Here is a 14836-nt window from a genome sequence, read left to right as displayed (position 1 = left end):
GGCCGGGCCGAGCGCCCGTCCCCTTCGTTTCCTTACAAACCCTTCACTTCTCCGGCTGCTTCGCGCGGTGCCAGAGACCTGCCGAGCCGATCTCGCGCGGCCCGGATCCGGTCCGTCAGTTCGGCCGGTTCGACGACCTCGAACTCACACCCGATCAGCATGATGTGAATGACGAGGACATCGAGGTTGACGGCCCCGGTGCGCAGGATGCAGCTCTGCTCGTCGAGCGGCTCCAGGGTCCCGTCGGCCGGTCCGACGATCCGCGCCGCCTCCTGCTCGGGCACCCGCAGCCGGACGACGGCCCGGGCCGCGTACACCCGTTGGGAGATGCCCTTGGAGACGTAGGCGGCGAGGTCCTCGGCGGGCGGCGGACGCGGGGTGAAGCGCGGTCCGTGCGGGGGCCTGGGCTCGATCCGGTCCACCCGGAAGGTCCGCCAGCCCTCCCGGTCGAGATCCCAGGCGACCAGGTACCAGCGGCGCTCGCTGCACACCAGCCGGTGCGGTTCGACGGTCCTGCGCGTGACGGTGCCCCCGTGGTCCCGGTACCCGAAGCGCAGCCGCTCGGCGTCGCGGCAGACGCCGGCCAGCTCGGTCAGTACGGAGGGGTCGATGGGGGAGGCGCCCGCCCCGCGGAACATGGGCACGGTGAACCGGTTCAGTGCGGACACCCGGGCCCGCAGCCGCGACGGCAGCACCTGCTCCAGCTTCGCCAGCGCCCGTACGGAGGCCTCGCCGATGCCCTCCACGCCGTTCCCGGCGGCGGTCCGCAGCCCCACGGCCACGGCGACGGCCTCGTCGTCGTCGAGCAGCAGCGGCGGCAGCTCGGCCCCGGCCCCCAACTGGTATCCGCCGCCGGTGCCCGGACTGGCGTTCACGGGGTAACCGAGCTCCCGCAGCCGGTCCACGTCCCGGCGCACGGTCCGCGGCGTCACACCGAGCCGGCCGGCCAGGTCGGCGCCGGTCCATTCCCGGTGGGCCTGCAGCAGGGACAACAGGCGCAGCAGTCGCGCGGAAGTATCGAGCATGTCCGCAGTCTGCCCGCAGGACCGGGACCGCGGGACCGGGGCACAGGACCGGGGCACAGGACCGGGGCACAGGACCGGGACCGCAGGACCGGCGTCACACCCGCAGCGGGTGGACCGCGGACCGGCGGGGCGACAAACTTGCGGCGCTAGGTTTTGTGATCCCGGTCCGTCTGCCAGGAGGCGCAGTGTCCTTCGTTCCCACCGACCCGCTCGGGCTCGACGAACTCCTCACGCCCGAGGACCTCGCGATCCGGGACACCGTCCGCGGCTGGGCCGCCGACCGGGTCCTGCCGCACATCGCCGAGTGGTACGAGAACGGCGAACTGCCCGGGATCCGGGAGATCGCCAAGGAGCTCGGAGCCCTCGGGGCGCTCGGCATGTCACTCCAGGGATACGGCTGCGCGGGCGCGAGCGCCGTCCAGTACGGGCTCGCCTGCCTGGAACTGGAGGCCGCCGACTCGGGGATCCGCTCGCTGGTCTCCGTACAGGGCTCGCTCGCGATGTACGCGATCTGGAAGTACGGCTCCGAGGAGCAGAAGCAGCGGTGGCTGCCGGGCATGGCCGCCGGCGAACTCATCGGCTGCTTCGGCCTCACCGAACCGGACGTCGGGTCGGACCCCGGCGCGATGCGCACCCACGCCAAGCGGGACGGCTCGGACTGGGTCCTGAACGGCCGCAAGATGTGGATCACCAACGGCTCGGTGGCCGCCGTGGCCGTCGTCTGGGCGCAGACCGAGGAGGGGATCCGCGGGTTCGCCGTCCCCACGGACAGCGCCGGCTTCTCCGCGCCGGAGATCAAGCACAAGTGGTCCCTGCGCGCCTCGGTGACCAGCGAGCTGATCCTGGACGACGTACGGCTGCCCGCCGACGCGGTGCTTCCGGGCGTCAGCGGACTCAAGGGGCCGCTCGGCTGTCTCAGCCACGCGCGGTACGGGATCGTCTGGGGATCGATGGGAGCGGCGCGGGCCAGTTTCGAGTCGGCGCTGGACTACGCGAAGACGCGCGAGCAGTTCGGCAGGCCGATCGGCGGCTTCCAGCTCACGCAGGCCAAGCTCGCGGACATGGCGCTGGAGCTCCACAAGGGGATCCTGCTCGCCCACCACCTGGGCCGCCGGATGGACGCGGGGACCCTGCGGCCGGAGCAGATCAGCTTCGGCAAGCTCAACAACGTCCGCGAGGCCATCGAGATCTGTCGCACCGCGCGGACGATCCTCGGTGCCAACGGGATCTCCCTCGAGTACCCCGTCATGCGGCACGCCACCAACCTCGAATCGGTCCTCACCTACGAGGGCACCGTCGAGATGCATCAGCTCGTGCTGGGCAAGGCGCTCACCGGGCTCGACGCCTTCCGCTAGGCCGGGTGCGGCCACAGGATGCCGGGAGGGCCGGAAGGAACCGGGGGCGGCCGGTGAGGGCCTTGCTCAGCTCTGGTTGAAGAAGTCGCGCGAGCGGCCGGCGGGCTCGCCGCTCACGATCTGGGTGTCGGCCGGGGTCAGCAGGAAGACCCTGGTCGCCACCCGCTCGATCGAACCGCGCAGACCGAAGGTCAGGCCGGCCGCGAAGTCGACCACGCGCTTCGCGTCGCCCGGGTCCATCGAGGACAGGTTCACGATGACCGGGACACCGTCGCGGAACAGCTCGCCGATGCCGCGGGCGTCGCGGAAACCGTCCGGGGTGACCGTCGCGATGCGGCGGCCCTGATCGACGGCGGACTCCGACGCCACCTTGACGCGCGGGTCCGTGACCCACTGCTCGCCGGGGCCGACCACCGAACCCCCCTGCGGGGCCTCCGCGTAGTCGTCGTCGTAGTAACGCTCGTCGTCGCTGTCCTCTACGAGACCCAGCCAGGCACTCGCCTTGCGCACCGAACCCATGGACGCCTCCTTTCATCGCGGTCAGTTCTGTCTTCTCTTCCGCGTCCCTATCGTCGTCCATGATGCTGACAACGCGCCAAGTGGATAGTCGCCGCGCAGGGGTTTCGTGACGGTACTGGTGCAGAACATCCGTTGCACGGTCAAGGATCCCGGCGGGTACCGCTGCTGACTGAGTGAAAATACGACCAGTGCGGCCGTACGGGTGAGCGATGGGGACGTACGGGTGACGGGCGGTCTCGCTACGATGCCCGTCGAGCACGCGTATGACACACGGGGGAATCGTTTTGTTCGGCATCGTCAGACCATGCACGCACCGCCTCGGGGAACGGTTCAAGACGGAGTGGATGGCCCATCTCTGCGGGCTGTGCCTGGCACTTCGGGGGGACCACGGACAGTTCGCGAGGATCGTGACCAACTACGACGGGCTGCTCGTCTCCGTTCTGACGGAGGCTCAGTCCGGACCGGCCCCCGGCTCCCGGCGCACCGCGGGGCCCTGTCCACTGCGCGGGATGCGCACCGCCGCCGTGGCCAACGGCGAGGGGGCCCGGCTCGCGGCCGCCGTCTCGCTCGTCCTGGCCTCCGCGAAGGTGCGCGACCACGTCGCCGACCGGGACGGCCTGTTGGCCCGCGCCCCGATCGCCCTCGCGGCGCGCCGGGTGGCCCGGGGCTGGGACCGGGCGGGTGCCCGTACGGGGGCCTCGCTCGGCTTCGACACGGCCGTGCTCGTCGACGCCGTGGACCGGCAGGCGGGCATCGAGACCCTGGCCGGAGCCGGCACGCCGGTGCTGGTGGTGACCGAGCCGACCGAGACCGCCACGGCCGCCGCCTTCGCCCATACCGCGACCCTCGCCGGGCGGCCAGGCAACGCCCCCGCGCTCGCCGAGGCCGGACGCTACTTCGGGAGGCTCGCGCACCTGCTGGACGCCGTCGAGGACCAGGCGGCGGACGCGGCCGCGGGCGCCTGGAACCCGCTCACCGCCACCGGGACCCCCGTCGCCGAGGCCCGCAGGCTGTGCGACGACGCCCTGCGGGGCATCCGGCTGGCGCTGCGGGAGGTGGAGTTCGCCGACGCGGGGCTGGCCCACCGGCTGCTCGTGCACGAGCTGCGCACCTCGGTGGACCGGGCCTTCGGGACCGCGGGCTGCGCCCACACGGCGGCGGACCGGGCGCCCGAGGGCTCCTTCGGCCCGCCCCCGGTGGACTTCGGCCCGCCGCCGGCGCCCCCGCGAAAGCCCCGCCGCGACCTGTTGCCGGGCTGCGCGGTGGCCCTGGGGCTGTTCTGCACCTGCCAGCTGTGCTGCACGGAGCACGAGGGTCCGTGGTCCCGCGAGAGGAAGGACCCCTGGTGCGATGCCGGTGACTGCTGCGACGGCTGTGACTGCTGTGGCGACTGTGGGTGTGGTGACTGCTGCTGCTGTCCGTGTGACGGCTGCTGAGGAGGTTCCGGCTCCGCTTCGGCCCCGGGTTGGTGACGGCTTGGTTCCGGTTTGGTGCGGGCTTGGCCCGGCCCCTCGCATCGGTGATTCAGTAGGGCGATTTCCAGCCGTTCCGGGAGGCGGAGAGTGGGGGGCGGTGGCGTGGCCTGGTCTGCGGCAAGGGAGTATGTCGGTCGGGTCGGTCGGCCGTAAGCGGACAGTGGCTGGAATCAGCTCTTGCCGGTCGGGTCTGACGGCGGAAATCCTTCGATAACATTTACGGGGTTTGTCAGGGGCACGGCGAACGGCGATATGCCGGCTGTGGTTCCTGCTGCCCGCACGAGCCCGGGCACTGCACCTGCCCCCGGGCTGCGATTCCCTTCGGGAGGACAATAAGTGACGAACAAGCGCAACTTCCGTTCCCGGCTCCTCGCCGTGGCCACCGGCCTGACCGCCGTGGCCACCATCGCGGTTCCCGCGTCGGCGTCCGAGGCCCCGAGCGGCGGCAGCGTCAACGCCGAGCGCCTCGCCGCGGTGGAGGCCTCGCTCCTGCGGGCCGACGTCGCCGGCACCGCCTGGGGCACGGACCCCGCTACGGGGACCCTCGTGGTCACCGCGGACTCCACCGTCTCGGACGCGAACATAGAGAAGATCAAGAAGGAGGCCGGGGCGAACGCCTCGGCAGTGCGCATCGAGCGGACCCACGGCAAGCTGTCGAAGCTGCTCACCGGCGGCAGCGGCATCTGGACCTCGCAGTGGCGTTGCTCCGCGGGCTTCAACGTCCGCAAGGGCACCACGTACTACATCGTGACCGCGGGGCACTGCACCGAAGGTGCCGGCACCTGGTACGCGAACTCCACCGGTTCCACCAAGATCGGCCCCACTCGGGGCAGCAGCTTCCCGACGAACGACTACGGGCTTGTCCGCTACGACAACAAGTCCCTGTCGCACAAGGGCATGGTCGGCAGCCAGGACATCAAGGACGCCATCAGCGCCAAGGTCGGCCTGTCGGTCAAGCGCCGCGGCAACACCACCGGTACCCACGGTGGCAAGGTGACCGGTCTGAACTACACCGTGAACTACGGCAACGGTGAGATCGTCTACGGCCTCATCCGGACCAACGTCTGCGCCGAGCCCGGCGACAGCGGCGGCCCGCTGTACTCCGGCACCCACGCGGTCGGCCTCACCTCCGGCGGCAACGGCAACTGCACCTCGGGCGGGACCACTTACTTCCAGCCCGTGAAGGAAGCCCTCTCCCGCTACGGCGTCAGCGTCTACTAGGCCCTAGGTGCCCGGCCCCCCGGGTCCGGGCACCAGGTCCTTCGGACTCGGACGCGCGCGAGCACGGCACCGCCCCGGACGTCCTCCCCCTGTGGGGAGGGCGTCCGGGGCATCCGTGTGTTCCGGGCCCGTTCCGGACGCGTACAGGTCCGGACGGCGTACCGTCCGGTTTCCGGCCGGGCCGGTGTGGAAGGGTTGAGCGGCATGAGCGCTGACGCAACCGACACCGGCGAAACCGATGTCGCGGACGATACCGATGCCACCGACGCCACCGGTGCCACCGACGAAACGGATGATCCGGCCACGGCTTGGAAGCAGTGGCACGAGCACCGGGTGGCCGCCGTGTCCTCCCCCTACGGGCCGCTCGCACTGACCGGCACGCACTGGCTCGCCGATTACCCGGAAGGTCGAATTCCGGCCGTTCCGGGGCACTGGCGGGCCGCCGCCGGAGGCGTGACCCTGACCGCCGCTCCCGGAGACGGGATCACCCTGGACGGCGAACCCCTCGCCGGCGCCGCCGTCCTCGCCGCCGACGAGGCGCCGCCCGCGCACTCCCGGCTGCGGGCGGGGGAGGTACGGCTCGTGGTGATCCGGCGCGAAGGGGAATGGGCGGTACGCGTGTTCGACCCGGCCGCACCGGGCCGCGCGGCCTTCACCGGGATCGAGGCCACCCCGTACGACCCGGCGTACGCCGTGCCGGGGCACTTCTCCCCGTACGGGCAGGACCGGACGGTCCAGGTCGAGAACGTCGACGGGCGGGCGCGCGGGCTCGGCCTGGGCGGCGAGCTGAGCTTCGCCTTCGCGGGCGCCCGGCACACGCTGGGGGTCGCGGTGGACGAGGAGGACGGCAGTCTCTGGGCGGTCATCGGCGATGCCACGGGGGGCCGTTCCAGCTACCGGTTCCGCTTCCTCAAGCCCGGAATCCCGGCCGCCGACGGCTCGATCTCCGTGGACCTCAACCGGATCCAGTTGCCTCCCTGCGCCTTCGCGGACCACTTCGTCTGCCCCTTCCCTCCGCCGGGCAACACCCTGCCCTTCGAGATCGCGGCGGGCGAAAGGCGGCTGAAAGGCGCCCTTGCTAGCGGTATCTGACACCAGCAGACTCCCGTCAGCGTCTCTCGGGGCTTGTCAGGGGCACGTCGAACGGCATCCCGTCCGCCGCGTCCCTGGCCGCCCTCCACGGGCTCCGGCACCACCCCACCCCGCCGGGCCTCCGACCCCCACTCGGGAGGACGACAAGTGACGATCAAGAGCATCATCCGTTCCCGGCTCTTCGCCGTGGCCACCGGCATGGCCGCCGTGGCCGCCCTCGCGGCCCCCACGGCCGCGCACGCGGACGGCGGGTTCAGCGCCGACCGGCTCGCCTCCGCCGGCGCCTCGGTCCTGCGCGCCGACGTGGCCGGCACGGCCTGGCACACCGACCCCGCCACCGGCACCCTCGTGGTCACCGCCGACTCCACCGTCTCGGCGGCCGCCATCGCCAGGATCCGCAGCGAGGCCGGAACGAACGCGGCCGCCCTGCGCATCGAGCGCACCCCCGGCAAGCTGAGGAAGCTGATCTCCGGCGGCGACGCCATCTACGCCTCCGGCTGGCGCTGTTCGGCCGGCTTCAACGTGCGCAGCGGAAGCACGTACTACATCCTGACCGCCGGACACTGCACCGACGGCGCGGGCACCTGGTGGACCAACTCCGCCCACACCACCGTCATCGGCCCCACCGTGGGCTCCAGCTTCCCGAACAACGACTACGGGCTCGTCCGCTACGACAACGCCGCCGTCGCCCACCCCGGGACCGTCGGCAACCAGGACATCACCAGCGCCGTCAACGCCACCACCGGCATGTCCGTCACCCGGCGCGGATCCACCACCGGCATCCACAGCGGCTCGGTGACCGGCCTCAACGCCACCGTGAACTACGGCGGCGGCGACGTCGTCTACGGAATGATCCGGACCAACGTCTGCGCCGAGCCCGGTGACAGCGGCGGTCCGCTCTACTCGGGCACCCGCGCGGTCGGCCTCACCTCCGGCGGCAGCGGCAACTGCTCCTCGGGCGGCACCACGTTCTTCCAGCCCGTCGTCGAGGCGCTCAACGCGTACGGCGTGAGCGTGTACTAGGCCCTGCTCCGGGGCCGCACCACGGACCCGTGCGCCCCCGCCGTACCCCTGGACGTCCTCCCGCCTTCTGGGAGGATGTCCAGGGCGTTCGTGTCCACGGGGGGAGCGGGTTTCCGCATGAAGCGAATCGGCGTGACCGGGCACCGGTCGATTCCGGACGAGCTGCTCGGCCATGTGGAGGAAGGCCTGCGGTCCGTACTGGGGGGCCACCAAGGGCCGTTGGAGGCCCTCTCCAGCCTCGCCGAGGGAGCGGACCAGCTGTTCGCCGCCATCGCGCTGGAATACGGCGCGGACCTCACCGTGGTCATCCCCAGCGGGGACTACGAGGAGGGCTTCGGGGACACCGGATCGCTGGACCGGTACCTGGGGCTCAAGCGCCGGGCCGCCCAGGAGGTCCGGATGGACTTCGCCCGCTCCACCGACGAGGCCTACTACGCGGCCGGCACCTACATCGCCGATTCCTGCGACCGCCTCGTCGCCGTCTGGGACGGCCTGCCCGCCCGCGGGCACGGCGGCACCGCCGAGATCGTCGCCTACGCCCGCGCGCTGGGGAAGCCCGTCACCGTGATCTGGCGGGAGGGCGTGACCCGGGACTGAATCCGGGCCACGCCCTCCCGGCACCTCAACTGCTGTGCCGGGCCAGCCAGTCCGTGTGCTGCGGGGACACGTACCGCTCGGTCTCGTAGACCGAGGTCGGCCACTGCGTCTCGGTGATCGTCGTCTGCATCACGACCATCATCGCGGAGAGGTCCTGCTCGATCAGGGTGTGCGCCTCGATCAGCGGGTGGTGGCGCCGCACCTCGTTCCAGGCGATGCCGGCCGTCGCCGCCGCGCTCAGCAGCCCGGTCAGCGCCGGCCCCGGACCCGAACCGAACGCCCCGAAGAGGGCGAACAGCAGCGCCAGCAGGGTCAGCAGCACGATCGACCACGACCACAGGGCCGTCGCCCGCCGGGACACCTCCGTCTTGCGCTGGTACCAGTTGCGCTGCTCGATCAGCCGGTCACGGACGTACGTCTCCCTGCGGACCTGGTAGTCCAGACCCCGCAGCCGGAACATCGCACCGGTGATCTCCCCGCCCTCCGGCACGAGCCCGGCGGTCCGCGGATCCTCCCAGCCCATCTTCCGCAGCTCGTTCAGACCCGCCTCCAGCCGGGTCCGGTACGTCTCCTCGACGCCGGGGACGTCACTGCCGAAGGGGGCGCCGTGGACGGCGTACCGCCAGGCCAGCGATTTGATGAACTCCGCGGCGCTGCGGTTGAGCTGCCACTGCGGGCGCGCCCGGCGCCGGGTGGCCCGTATGCCCACGCCCAGCACCCCGGCGTACGCGAGCACGCTGAGCAGCCCGGACAGGTAGGCGGAGCCGAGCTTCGGCCCCTCGGGCAGGGCGGCGATGGCGGCGGCCACGACGAGCAGCATCAGCTGGGCGCGGGTGGCCTGGGTGGATTCCCGCTGCCGGGAGATCGCCGCCTGGTCGGTGTGGTGGAAGAGGGCCGGCAGGTCCTCGTTGCGAAAGGTCGTGCTGTCACTCACAGCGAACCCCCCAGTCTGCTGGTTCTGCGTTCTGTGTCCATCGGGAGGGGAGGGGAGGAGAGGTGCGGGGGCGGCTCCCGGCGGGAGCCGCCCCCGCGGATCACACCGCCAGCGGCTCCAGGTCCCGGTGGACCCGGCGCTCGTCGCGGGCGTACCGCGTCAGCCCGTGGTCCTCGCCGAGGAGCCGGGTCAACTCGGCCACCGCCTCGGCCCGTACCCGGTTCGCCTCCTCCTTGCGGCCCATCATGTCCAGGCTGACCGCCATGTTGGAGGAGCTCGCCAGGGTCTCCGGGTGGTGCGCGCCCAGTGCCTCGCGCAGCCGCATCACCGAGATCCGCTCCAGTTCCAGGGCGCCCTCCGGATCGCCCAGGTCGGCCCGGGCGTTGGCCAGGTTGAGGTTGGCGAAGATGGTGTGCGGGTGGTTGTCGCCCAGCACCTCGCGCATGTGGTGGATGGTCTGGCGCAGCATCGGATCGGCGGTCTCCGCCGCCCCCGTGCCCCAGTGGAACACCGCGAGGTTGTTGACCGCGGCCAGGGTGTACGGGTGCCGCTCGCCCGGCACCTTGACGTACTCGTCCACCACCTCCTGGGCCAGGTCCCGCGCCGCGCCCGGGTCGCCGGTCGCGAACAGGTCGGCGGCCAGGTTGAGTTCGCAGGCGAGGAGGTCGGGGTTGACGGAGGTGTACTTGGCCCGGTAGCGGTTGCGCGTCGCCGTGGTCAGCCGCAGCGCGTCCTCCACGTCCCCCGCCCTGCGCAGCGAGACCGCCAGGTTCTTGGCCGCCGACAGGGTGCCGGGGAAGGCCCGGCCCAGGGTCCGCTTGTAGATCTCGTACGTCCGGCTCAGCAACTGCACCGAGTCGTCGTACCGGCCGACCTCGCGCAGGTCGCGCGCCAGGTTCTGCGCCGAGGACAGGGTGTACGGGTGGTCCGTGCCCAGCACCTCGGTGCGCCGGTCGAGGACCTCCTGGTCGATCTCCCTGGCCCGCGCGTACTGCCCGATCATGCGCAGGTTCAGCGCCAGGTTGTTCGCGGCGGCCAGGGTGCGCGGGTGGGCCTCGTGGAAGATCTGCCCGAAGCCCTCGTGCGCGGCGTTGGCCAGCTCCATCGCCTCGCCGTAGCGGCCGAGCGCGCCCAGGTCCATCGCCAGCCCGCTGGTGGTCATGTACGTGTGCGGGTGCGAGACGCCCAGCGCCGCCTGCTGGCGCTCCAGGGTGCCCTCGTCCAGCTCCATCGCCTCCACGAACCGGCCCTGCGAGCGAAGGATGTTGGAGAGGTGGAAGCGCAGGTACAGGTACTGGAGGTCGTCGCCGCCCAGGGTCTCGCGCCAGGTCTCGCGCAGCTCCTCGCCCAGCGCGTACGCCGCCTTGAAGTCCCCGCGCTTCCAGAGGTAGCGGACGCGGTCGATCAGCAGCCGGCGGGTCTCCGGCTCCTTGCAGAACCGGGCCTCCGACGGCGTCAGGTGCGGCCAGATGGTGTTGAACCGCGGCCAGGTCTCCGGGTTGTCTATCGGCTCGTCGTCGTCCGGCCGGGCACCCGCCAGGATCCGGTGCACCGCGTGCCGGGCCTCGCGCTGCTCCTCCTCGGAGAGCTGCGCCCGGATCACGGCCTGCACCAGGCGGTGCACCTGGATGCTGTTGCTGACCTGGTCGACCTTGGCGAGCGCGAAGCGGCCGATCTCCCGGATGACGCGGCCCAGGACGAGCTTCTCCTGGAGCGAGGAGTCGTACGGCTTGAGGGCGTCGATCATCTCCTTGCTGTAGAGCAGGTTCGCCGAGATCGGCTCGGGCGCGAAGAAGGCGCACAGCTGGAGCAGCCGCACGGCCGCGGGGGAGCGGGACTGGAGCCGTTCTATGGAGACGTTCCAGGTGGCGGCCACCGGCTCCGGGTAGCCGGGCGGCTGGTTCAGAGCCAGCACGCGGGCGGCCTGCTGGGCCAGCTGTTCGATGTACGCGGACACCGGGGTCGCGGTCTCCGCGATCCAGGCGCCCGCCTGCTCGACGGCCAGCGGCAGGTCGCCGACCGCGACGGCCACCTGCTCGGCGTCCTCCTTGCTCAGCCCGGGTGCCCGGCGCTGGAGGTGCTCGATGGACTCCTCGCGCAGGAACACGTCCACGGGGAGGGCGTCGCCGTACTGGGACCAGGACTGGTTGCGGGAGGTGACGAGCACGTGCCCCGGGCCGCCCGGCGGGAAGTACCGCTTGAGCGTTTCGGGGTCGTCGGCGTTGTCGAAGACCAGCAGCCAGCGCGAGGAGGGAACCCCGCGCCGCAGCAGGTCGATCGCCTCCTGGGAGGCGGCCGACATGTCCTCGCCGGTCTGCGCGCCCAGGCGTACGGCCAGTTCCGCGAGGGCGGCGACCACGTCGTCGGTCTGCTCGGCGGAGATCCACCAGACCAGGTCGTAGTCGGCCATGAAGCGGTGGACGTACTCCAGCGCCACCTGGGTCTTGCCCACGCCGCCGAGCCCGAACAGGGTCTGCGGCTGCGGCAGCACCACGGATATGCCGCCGCCGAGCTGGTCGCGCATCCGCTCCAGCACGATGGAGCGGCCGGTGAATCCGGGGTTGCGGGGCGGCGCGTTCCAGATCTTCGGGACCGTCCCCGGGAAGCGGGGGCCGGGCGCGGAGGCGCTGGCGACGGTGTCGGGCAGCGCCATCGGCCGTTCCACCGCGCGCAGCAGCGCGGTCGTGGCGTGCACCTCGTCGAGGCGGAAGAGGTCCACCGGATTGCGGTCGATGTACGGGGTGGACAGGCGTACGTCGCCCACCCGCAGCGGCACCAGCTGGCGCCGGCCCCCGGTCGGGTCCTCGGCGGCGGCCCGCTCCCACACGTCCACCGCGCGGGCGGACTTGAGGTAGGCGCTGGAGAGCAGCACCACGGTCCGTGCTGCGGTGTCGACGCTGATCCCCGTACCGCCCAGGGTGTCCCCGGCGGCGGTGGCCGGGGCCCGTTCGGCGGAGACGTCCCGGGGGACGACCCGGAAACCGGCCCGGGTGAGCACCGACTCGATCCAGTCGGCCCACATGCGGTTCTCGGCGACGTAGGAGAGGAAGAGGTCCGCGGGCAGGGCGGGGCGCCGCCGGGTGAAGGCGTCCCGGATGCGCAGGCGCACCTCCTCGCCGATGGCGGGCATAGAGGTGACGTCGCCCTCGGTGACGACGGTGGTGAGCCGTTCGAAGGCGGAGAGCAGGGAGTTGGTGAGCCCGGCCTCGTCGCCGAAGGTGGCCAGGGTCTCCTCGTAGGCGTAGTAGGGGCGGTACGGGATCTCCACCGCGCCCCAGTAGGAGGTGAGGTCGTCCCCGATCAGCCCGTTGGGGAAGCGGTCGAACTTGATCCGGGCCAGGGCCCGGCCGGCGTCGGCCTTCTCCTTCTCGCCCTCGTCGATGCGCATCGGGACCGGGTAGATCTTGATGCCTCGGTCGTTGAACCGCTCGTCGATCTGCCGGGCCACGGAGGCCGCGCCGTCGATGGACTGGTCGGACAGGGTGAAGCAGTCGACCAGGACGTCGGGCAGGTGGACCGTGCAGATGTCGGCTATGTCGGAGAGGCCGGTGCGGCTGTCGATGAGGACGTAGTCGTAGTTCCGCTTCATGTCCGCCCGTAAGGCGTCGAAGAAGAGCCCGCCGCCGAGCCGGTCGTAGAAGTTGTCCCAGTCGAAGGTCGAGACGGTCGCCGAGTACTCGCGGTTCTGCCGGCCCGCCGAGACGAAGTCCAGGGTCCCGCCGTCGGGGAATTCCCAGCCGAGGGTCTCGGGGGTCAGCGAAACGGCGTGCGGCTGGATCCGCGCGTAGTCCTTGTGCCAGTCGTCGGCGCGCTGCACCGGGCTGGTGGCCGCCCACGCGTACTCGCTGATCAGGTCTATGACACCGGTGGTGGCGCCGAGGGTGGAGGGGTCCAGGAACGGGTGGAAGAAGCGGTGCAGGCCGGGAGCCTCCAGGTCCCAGTCCACGGCGAGGACCCGCTTGCCGTTGGCCGCGAGGATCCAGGCGGTGTTGGCCAGCGCCATCGTGCGGCCCGTGCCGCCCTTGTACGAGTAGAAGGTGACGATGCGCCCCTCGTGGTGCTCGTCACGGCTGCTGTGCTGGCTGTCACGACTCGATGTCATCCGCGTCCCCCCGGTCGTTGTCGTTGTTTTCGTCGGACCCGTCGGACCCGTCGGACCCGTCGGACCCGTCGGACCCGTCGGACCTGCCGAGCCCGTCGGACCGGCCGGCCCCGGCGTACCCGTCGCCCGTATCGCCCACGGTGGGCGGGAAGGGGGCGGGCGGTGGAGCGGGCGGCGCGTTCATCCCCATGGGACCGAGCAGCCGGGGCCGTTCGGTGCCGGCCACGGGGCTGCCGGCCGGTGGGTAGACCTGGGCGTGTCTGAGGAACTGCTGGGCGGCGGCCTCCACCACCTGCGGCAGGATCTGCCCGAGCGTCTCCATGTTGGCCACGCCGTTGGCGGCGGCCCGGCAGGCGGCCCGGCCCTGGCTCATCTTGACGGGCATGGTGTCCTCGAGCCGGTGGGCCAACTCGCCCTCCTTCGCCCGGCTCTGGTGGTCGTACCGGTTCCACGGCACGACCACGTTGATCCACGGCCGGGACTCCTGGTCGAAGGCGGCCAGGCGCTGGCGGCGCTGCTCGTCCTCCACCGCCCACCGGTCCACGATGAGGATCTCGGGCCGGGTGGGCGGCTGTTTGGAGTCGAAGTGTCCGGCCTCGTCGTCGAACGACCCCACCGTCGTCTGGTAGTTGAGGTTGCGGACCAGGTCCTCCGCCACGTAGGCGATGGGCCGCTGGGAGACCGGGTGGTACGGGTTCCAGTCCAGCGCGCTGTCCCCGTAGTACTCGGGGCTGCGCCCCTCGGGCAGATCGTGCCGGGAGGCGGCGGCCACGGTGACGTGCAGGGTGCGGGCGGTGCTGCTCGGAGAGCCGAAGGCACTGGGCACCAGGCGGTAGTCGAGGGGCCGGATCGGATCGAGCCGGACGGTTTCGGCGACCCGGACGATCCGCTTGGCGAGTTCGTACACGGCGCTCTCGTACTGCTCGGCGTAGCCCCGCAGTTTGATCAGTCCGTAGAGTCCGTCGGTGACGTACCGCTCGCCGAAGGTGTTGTGGTTGAACTGCAACCGCTCTGCGGGAAGGGGTAGTTGGGAGGGCGGTACCGGTACCCATAACGCGGGCACGATGGCGTCGGCCGGCTGGTTGCTCAGCGCCACGTGGTGGATGGTGCGCTGTGCGAAGGCGAACCACTCCTTCCCGCACATTTCGCTGGCGAAGTAGCGCGGCGAGAACAGCGGGACGAAGACCCGGCAGGTGGCGAGCGCCGCCCCGAGCCGTTCCGACCAGCCCTCACCGCTGCGTATCTCCCGGTCCATGAAGCCGGCCTCGGCTCCCGCGGGAAGATTCGTCAGCGCCATGACATGGCTGCAGAGATCGCGGAAAAGCCGCTCCACCCACATGTCCGGGTCCGGTCCTCCCGCCCCGAACCTCGGTGTATGCGCATAACTGAGAAAAAAGTACGGCTGCACTGATGCGGGCACACGACCCCCGTCCCGAAGATGCGAGCGAAGAAACATCATTCCGGAGCTGCTCCGCCACATCCCCTCATCGTTC

11 protein-coding genes are annotated in these 14836 nt (G+C 71.4%); 6 read left to right on the top strand and 5 right to left on the bottom strand.

Features of this window, described 5'->3' with window-relative positions:
• Positions 1-32: 32 nt before the first annotated feature.
• Positions 33-1025: a helix-turn-helix transcriptional regulator gene (locus OG247_RS10580; RefSeq protein ID WP_327251997.1), complete on the bottom strand. Its 993-nt coding sequence runs from the start codon at positions 1023-1025 to the stop codon at positions 33-35.
• A 185-nt stretch (positions 1026-1210) separates the two neighbouring features.
• Between OG247_RS10580 and OG247_RS10575 the strand changes: the two genes are divergently transcribed.
• Positions 1211-2380 (top strand): acyl-CoA dehydrogenase family protein, encoded by a 1170-nt coding sequence (locus OG247_RS10575; RefSeq protein ID WP_327251996.1) that lies wholly within the window; start codon positions 1211-1213, stop codon positions 2378-2380.
• A gap of 66 nt (positions 2381-2446) precedes the next feature.
• On the opposite strand, the gene OG247_RS10570 is transcribed toward OG247_RS10575, so the two are convergent.
• Positions 2447-2899, bottom strand: a complete 453-nt coding sequence (locus tag OG247_RS10570; RefSeq protein ID WP_327251995.1) for a cell division protein SepF — start codon at positions 2897-2899, stop codon at positions 2447-2449.
• A 284-nt stretch (positions 2900-3183) separates the two neighbouring features.
• Here OG247_RS10570 and OG247_RS10565 point away from each other — a divergent pair, with 284 nt between their 5' ends.
• From OG247_RS10565 to OG247_RS10545, 5 genes are all read left to right on the top strand, one after another.
• Positions 3184-4335, top strand: coding sequence for a DUF5685 family protein (locus OG247_RS10565; protein ID WP_327251994.1), 1152 nt, complete (start codon positions 3184-3186; stop codon positions 4333-4335).
• Positions 4336-4710: 375 nt separating this feature from the next.
• Positions 4711-5595, top strand: coding sequence for a S1 family peptidase (locus OG247_RS10560; RefSeq protein ID WP_327251993.1), 885 nt, complete (start codon positions 4711-4713; stop codon positions 5593-5595).
• A gap of 204 nt (positions 5596-5799) precedes the next feature.
• Complete coding sequence (locus tag OG247_RS10555) at positions 5800-6687, top strand: DUF1684 domain-containing protein (protein WP_327251992.1); 888 nt, start codon at positions 5800-5802, stop codon at positions 6685-6687.
• A gap of 198 nt (positions 6688-6885) precedes the next feature.
• Positions 6886-7710: a S1 family peptidase gene (locus OG247_RS10550; RefSeq protein WP_327257415.1), complete on the top strand. Its 825-nt coding sequence runs from the start codon at positions 6886-6888 to the stop codon at positions 7708-7710.
• Between the two features lie 117 nt (positions 7711-7827).
• A complete protein-coding gene (locus OG247_RS10545) occupies positions 7828-8307 on the top strand; it encodes a hypothetical protein (RefSeq protein ID WP_327251991.1) in 480 nt (159 codons plus the stop codon).
• 25 nt (positions 8308-8332) lie between these two features.
• Here OG247_RS10545 and OG247_RS10540 read toward each other — a convergent pair whose 3' ends face one another.
• The 3 genes from OG247_RS10540 to OG247_RS10530 form a co-directional block, all read right to left on the bottom strand.
• The gene (locus OG247_RS10540) at positions 8333-9241 is read right to left on the bottom strand and encodes a DUF4231 domain-containing protein (protein WP_327251990.1); all 909 of its coding nucleotides are present in this window, start codon (positions 9239-9241) and stop codon (positions 8333-8335) included.
• 100 nt (positions 9242-9341) lie between these two features.
• Positions 9342-13343 (bottom strand): FxSxx-COOH system tetratricopeptide repeat protein, encoded by a 4002-nt coding sequence (gene fxsT / locus OG247_RS10535; RefSeq protein ID WP_327251989.1) that lies wholly within the window; start codon positions 13341-13343, stop codon positions 9342-9344.
• The gene (locus OG247_RS10530; protein WP_327257414.1) at positions 13327-14799 is read right to left on the bottom strand and encodes a TIR-like protein FxsC; all 1473 of its coding nucleotides are present in this window, start codon (positions 14797-14799) and stop codon (positions 13327-13329) included. Before OG247_RS10530 ends, fxsT begins: the two co-directional genes overlap by 17 nt.
• Positions 14800-14836: the final 37 nt, after the last annotated feature.

Origin of the sequence: Streptomyces sp. NBC_01244 (genome assembly GCF_035987325.1) — a bacterium.
Classification (GTDB): Bacteria; Actinomycetota; Actinomycetes; order Streptomycetales; family Streptomycetaceae; genus Streptomyces.
This window is presented reverse-complemented; position numbering and strand designations above follow the sequence as displayed.

What these genes read in the sequence shown, in the direction of transcription:
- OG247_RS10580 (WP_327251997.1), bottom strand. Translation starts at nt 1,025, where the DNA reads ATGCTCGATACTTCCGCGCGACTGCTGCGCCTGTTGTCCCTGCTGCAG.
- OG247_RS10570 (WP_327251995.1), bottom strand. Translation starts at nt 2,899, where the DNA reads ATGGGTTCGGTGCGCAAGGCGAGTGCCTGGCTGGGTCTCGTAGAGGAC.
- OG247_RS10555 (WP_327251992.1), top strand. Translation starts at nt 5,800, where the DNA reads ATGAGCGCTGACGCAACCGACACCGGCGAAACCGATGTCGCGGACGAT.
- OG247_RS10550 (WP_327257415.1), top strand. Translation starts at nt 6,886, where the DNA reads ATGGCCGCCGTGGCCGCCCTCGCGGCCCCCACGGCCGCGCACGCGGAC.
- OG247_RS10545 (WP_327251991.1), top strand. Translation starts at nt 7,828, where the DNA reads ATGAAGCGAATCGGCGTGACCGGGCACCGGTCGATTCCGGACGAGCTG.
- fxsT (WP_327251989.1), bottom strand. Translation starts at nt 13,343, where the DNA reads ATGACATCGAGTCGTGACAGCCAGCACAGCAGCCGTGACGAGCACCAC.
- OG247_RS10530 (WP_327257414.1), bottom strand. Translation starts at nt 14,799, where the DNA reads ATGTTTCTTCGCTCGCATCTTCGGGACGGGGGTCGTGTGCCCGCATCA.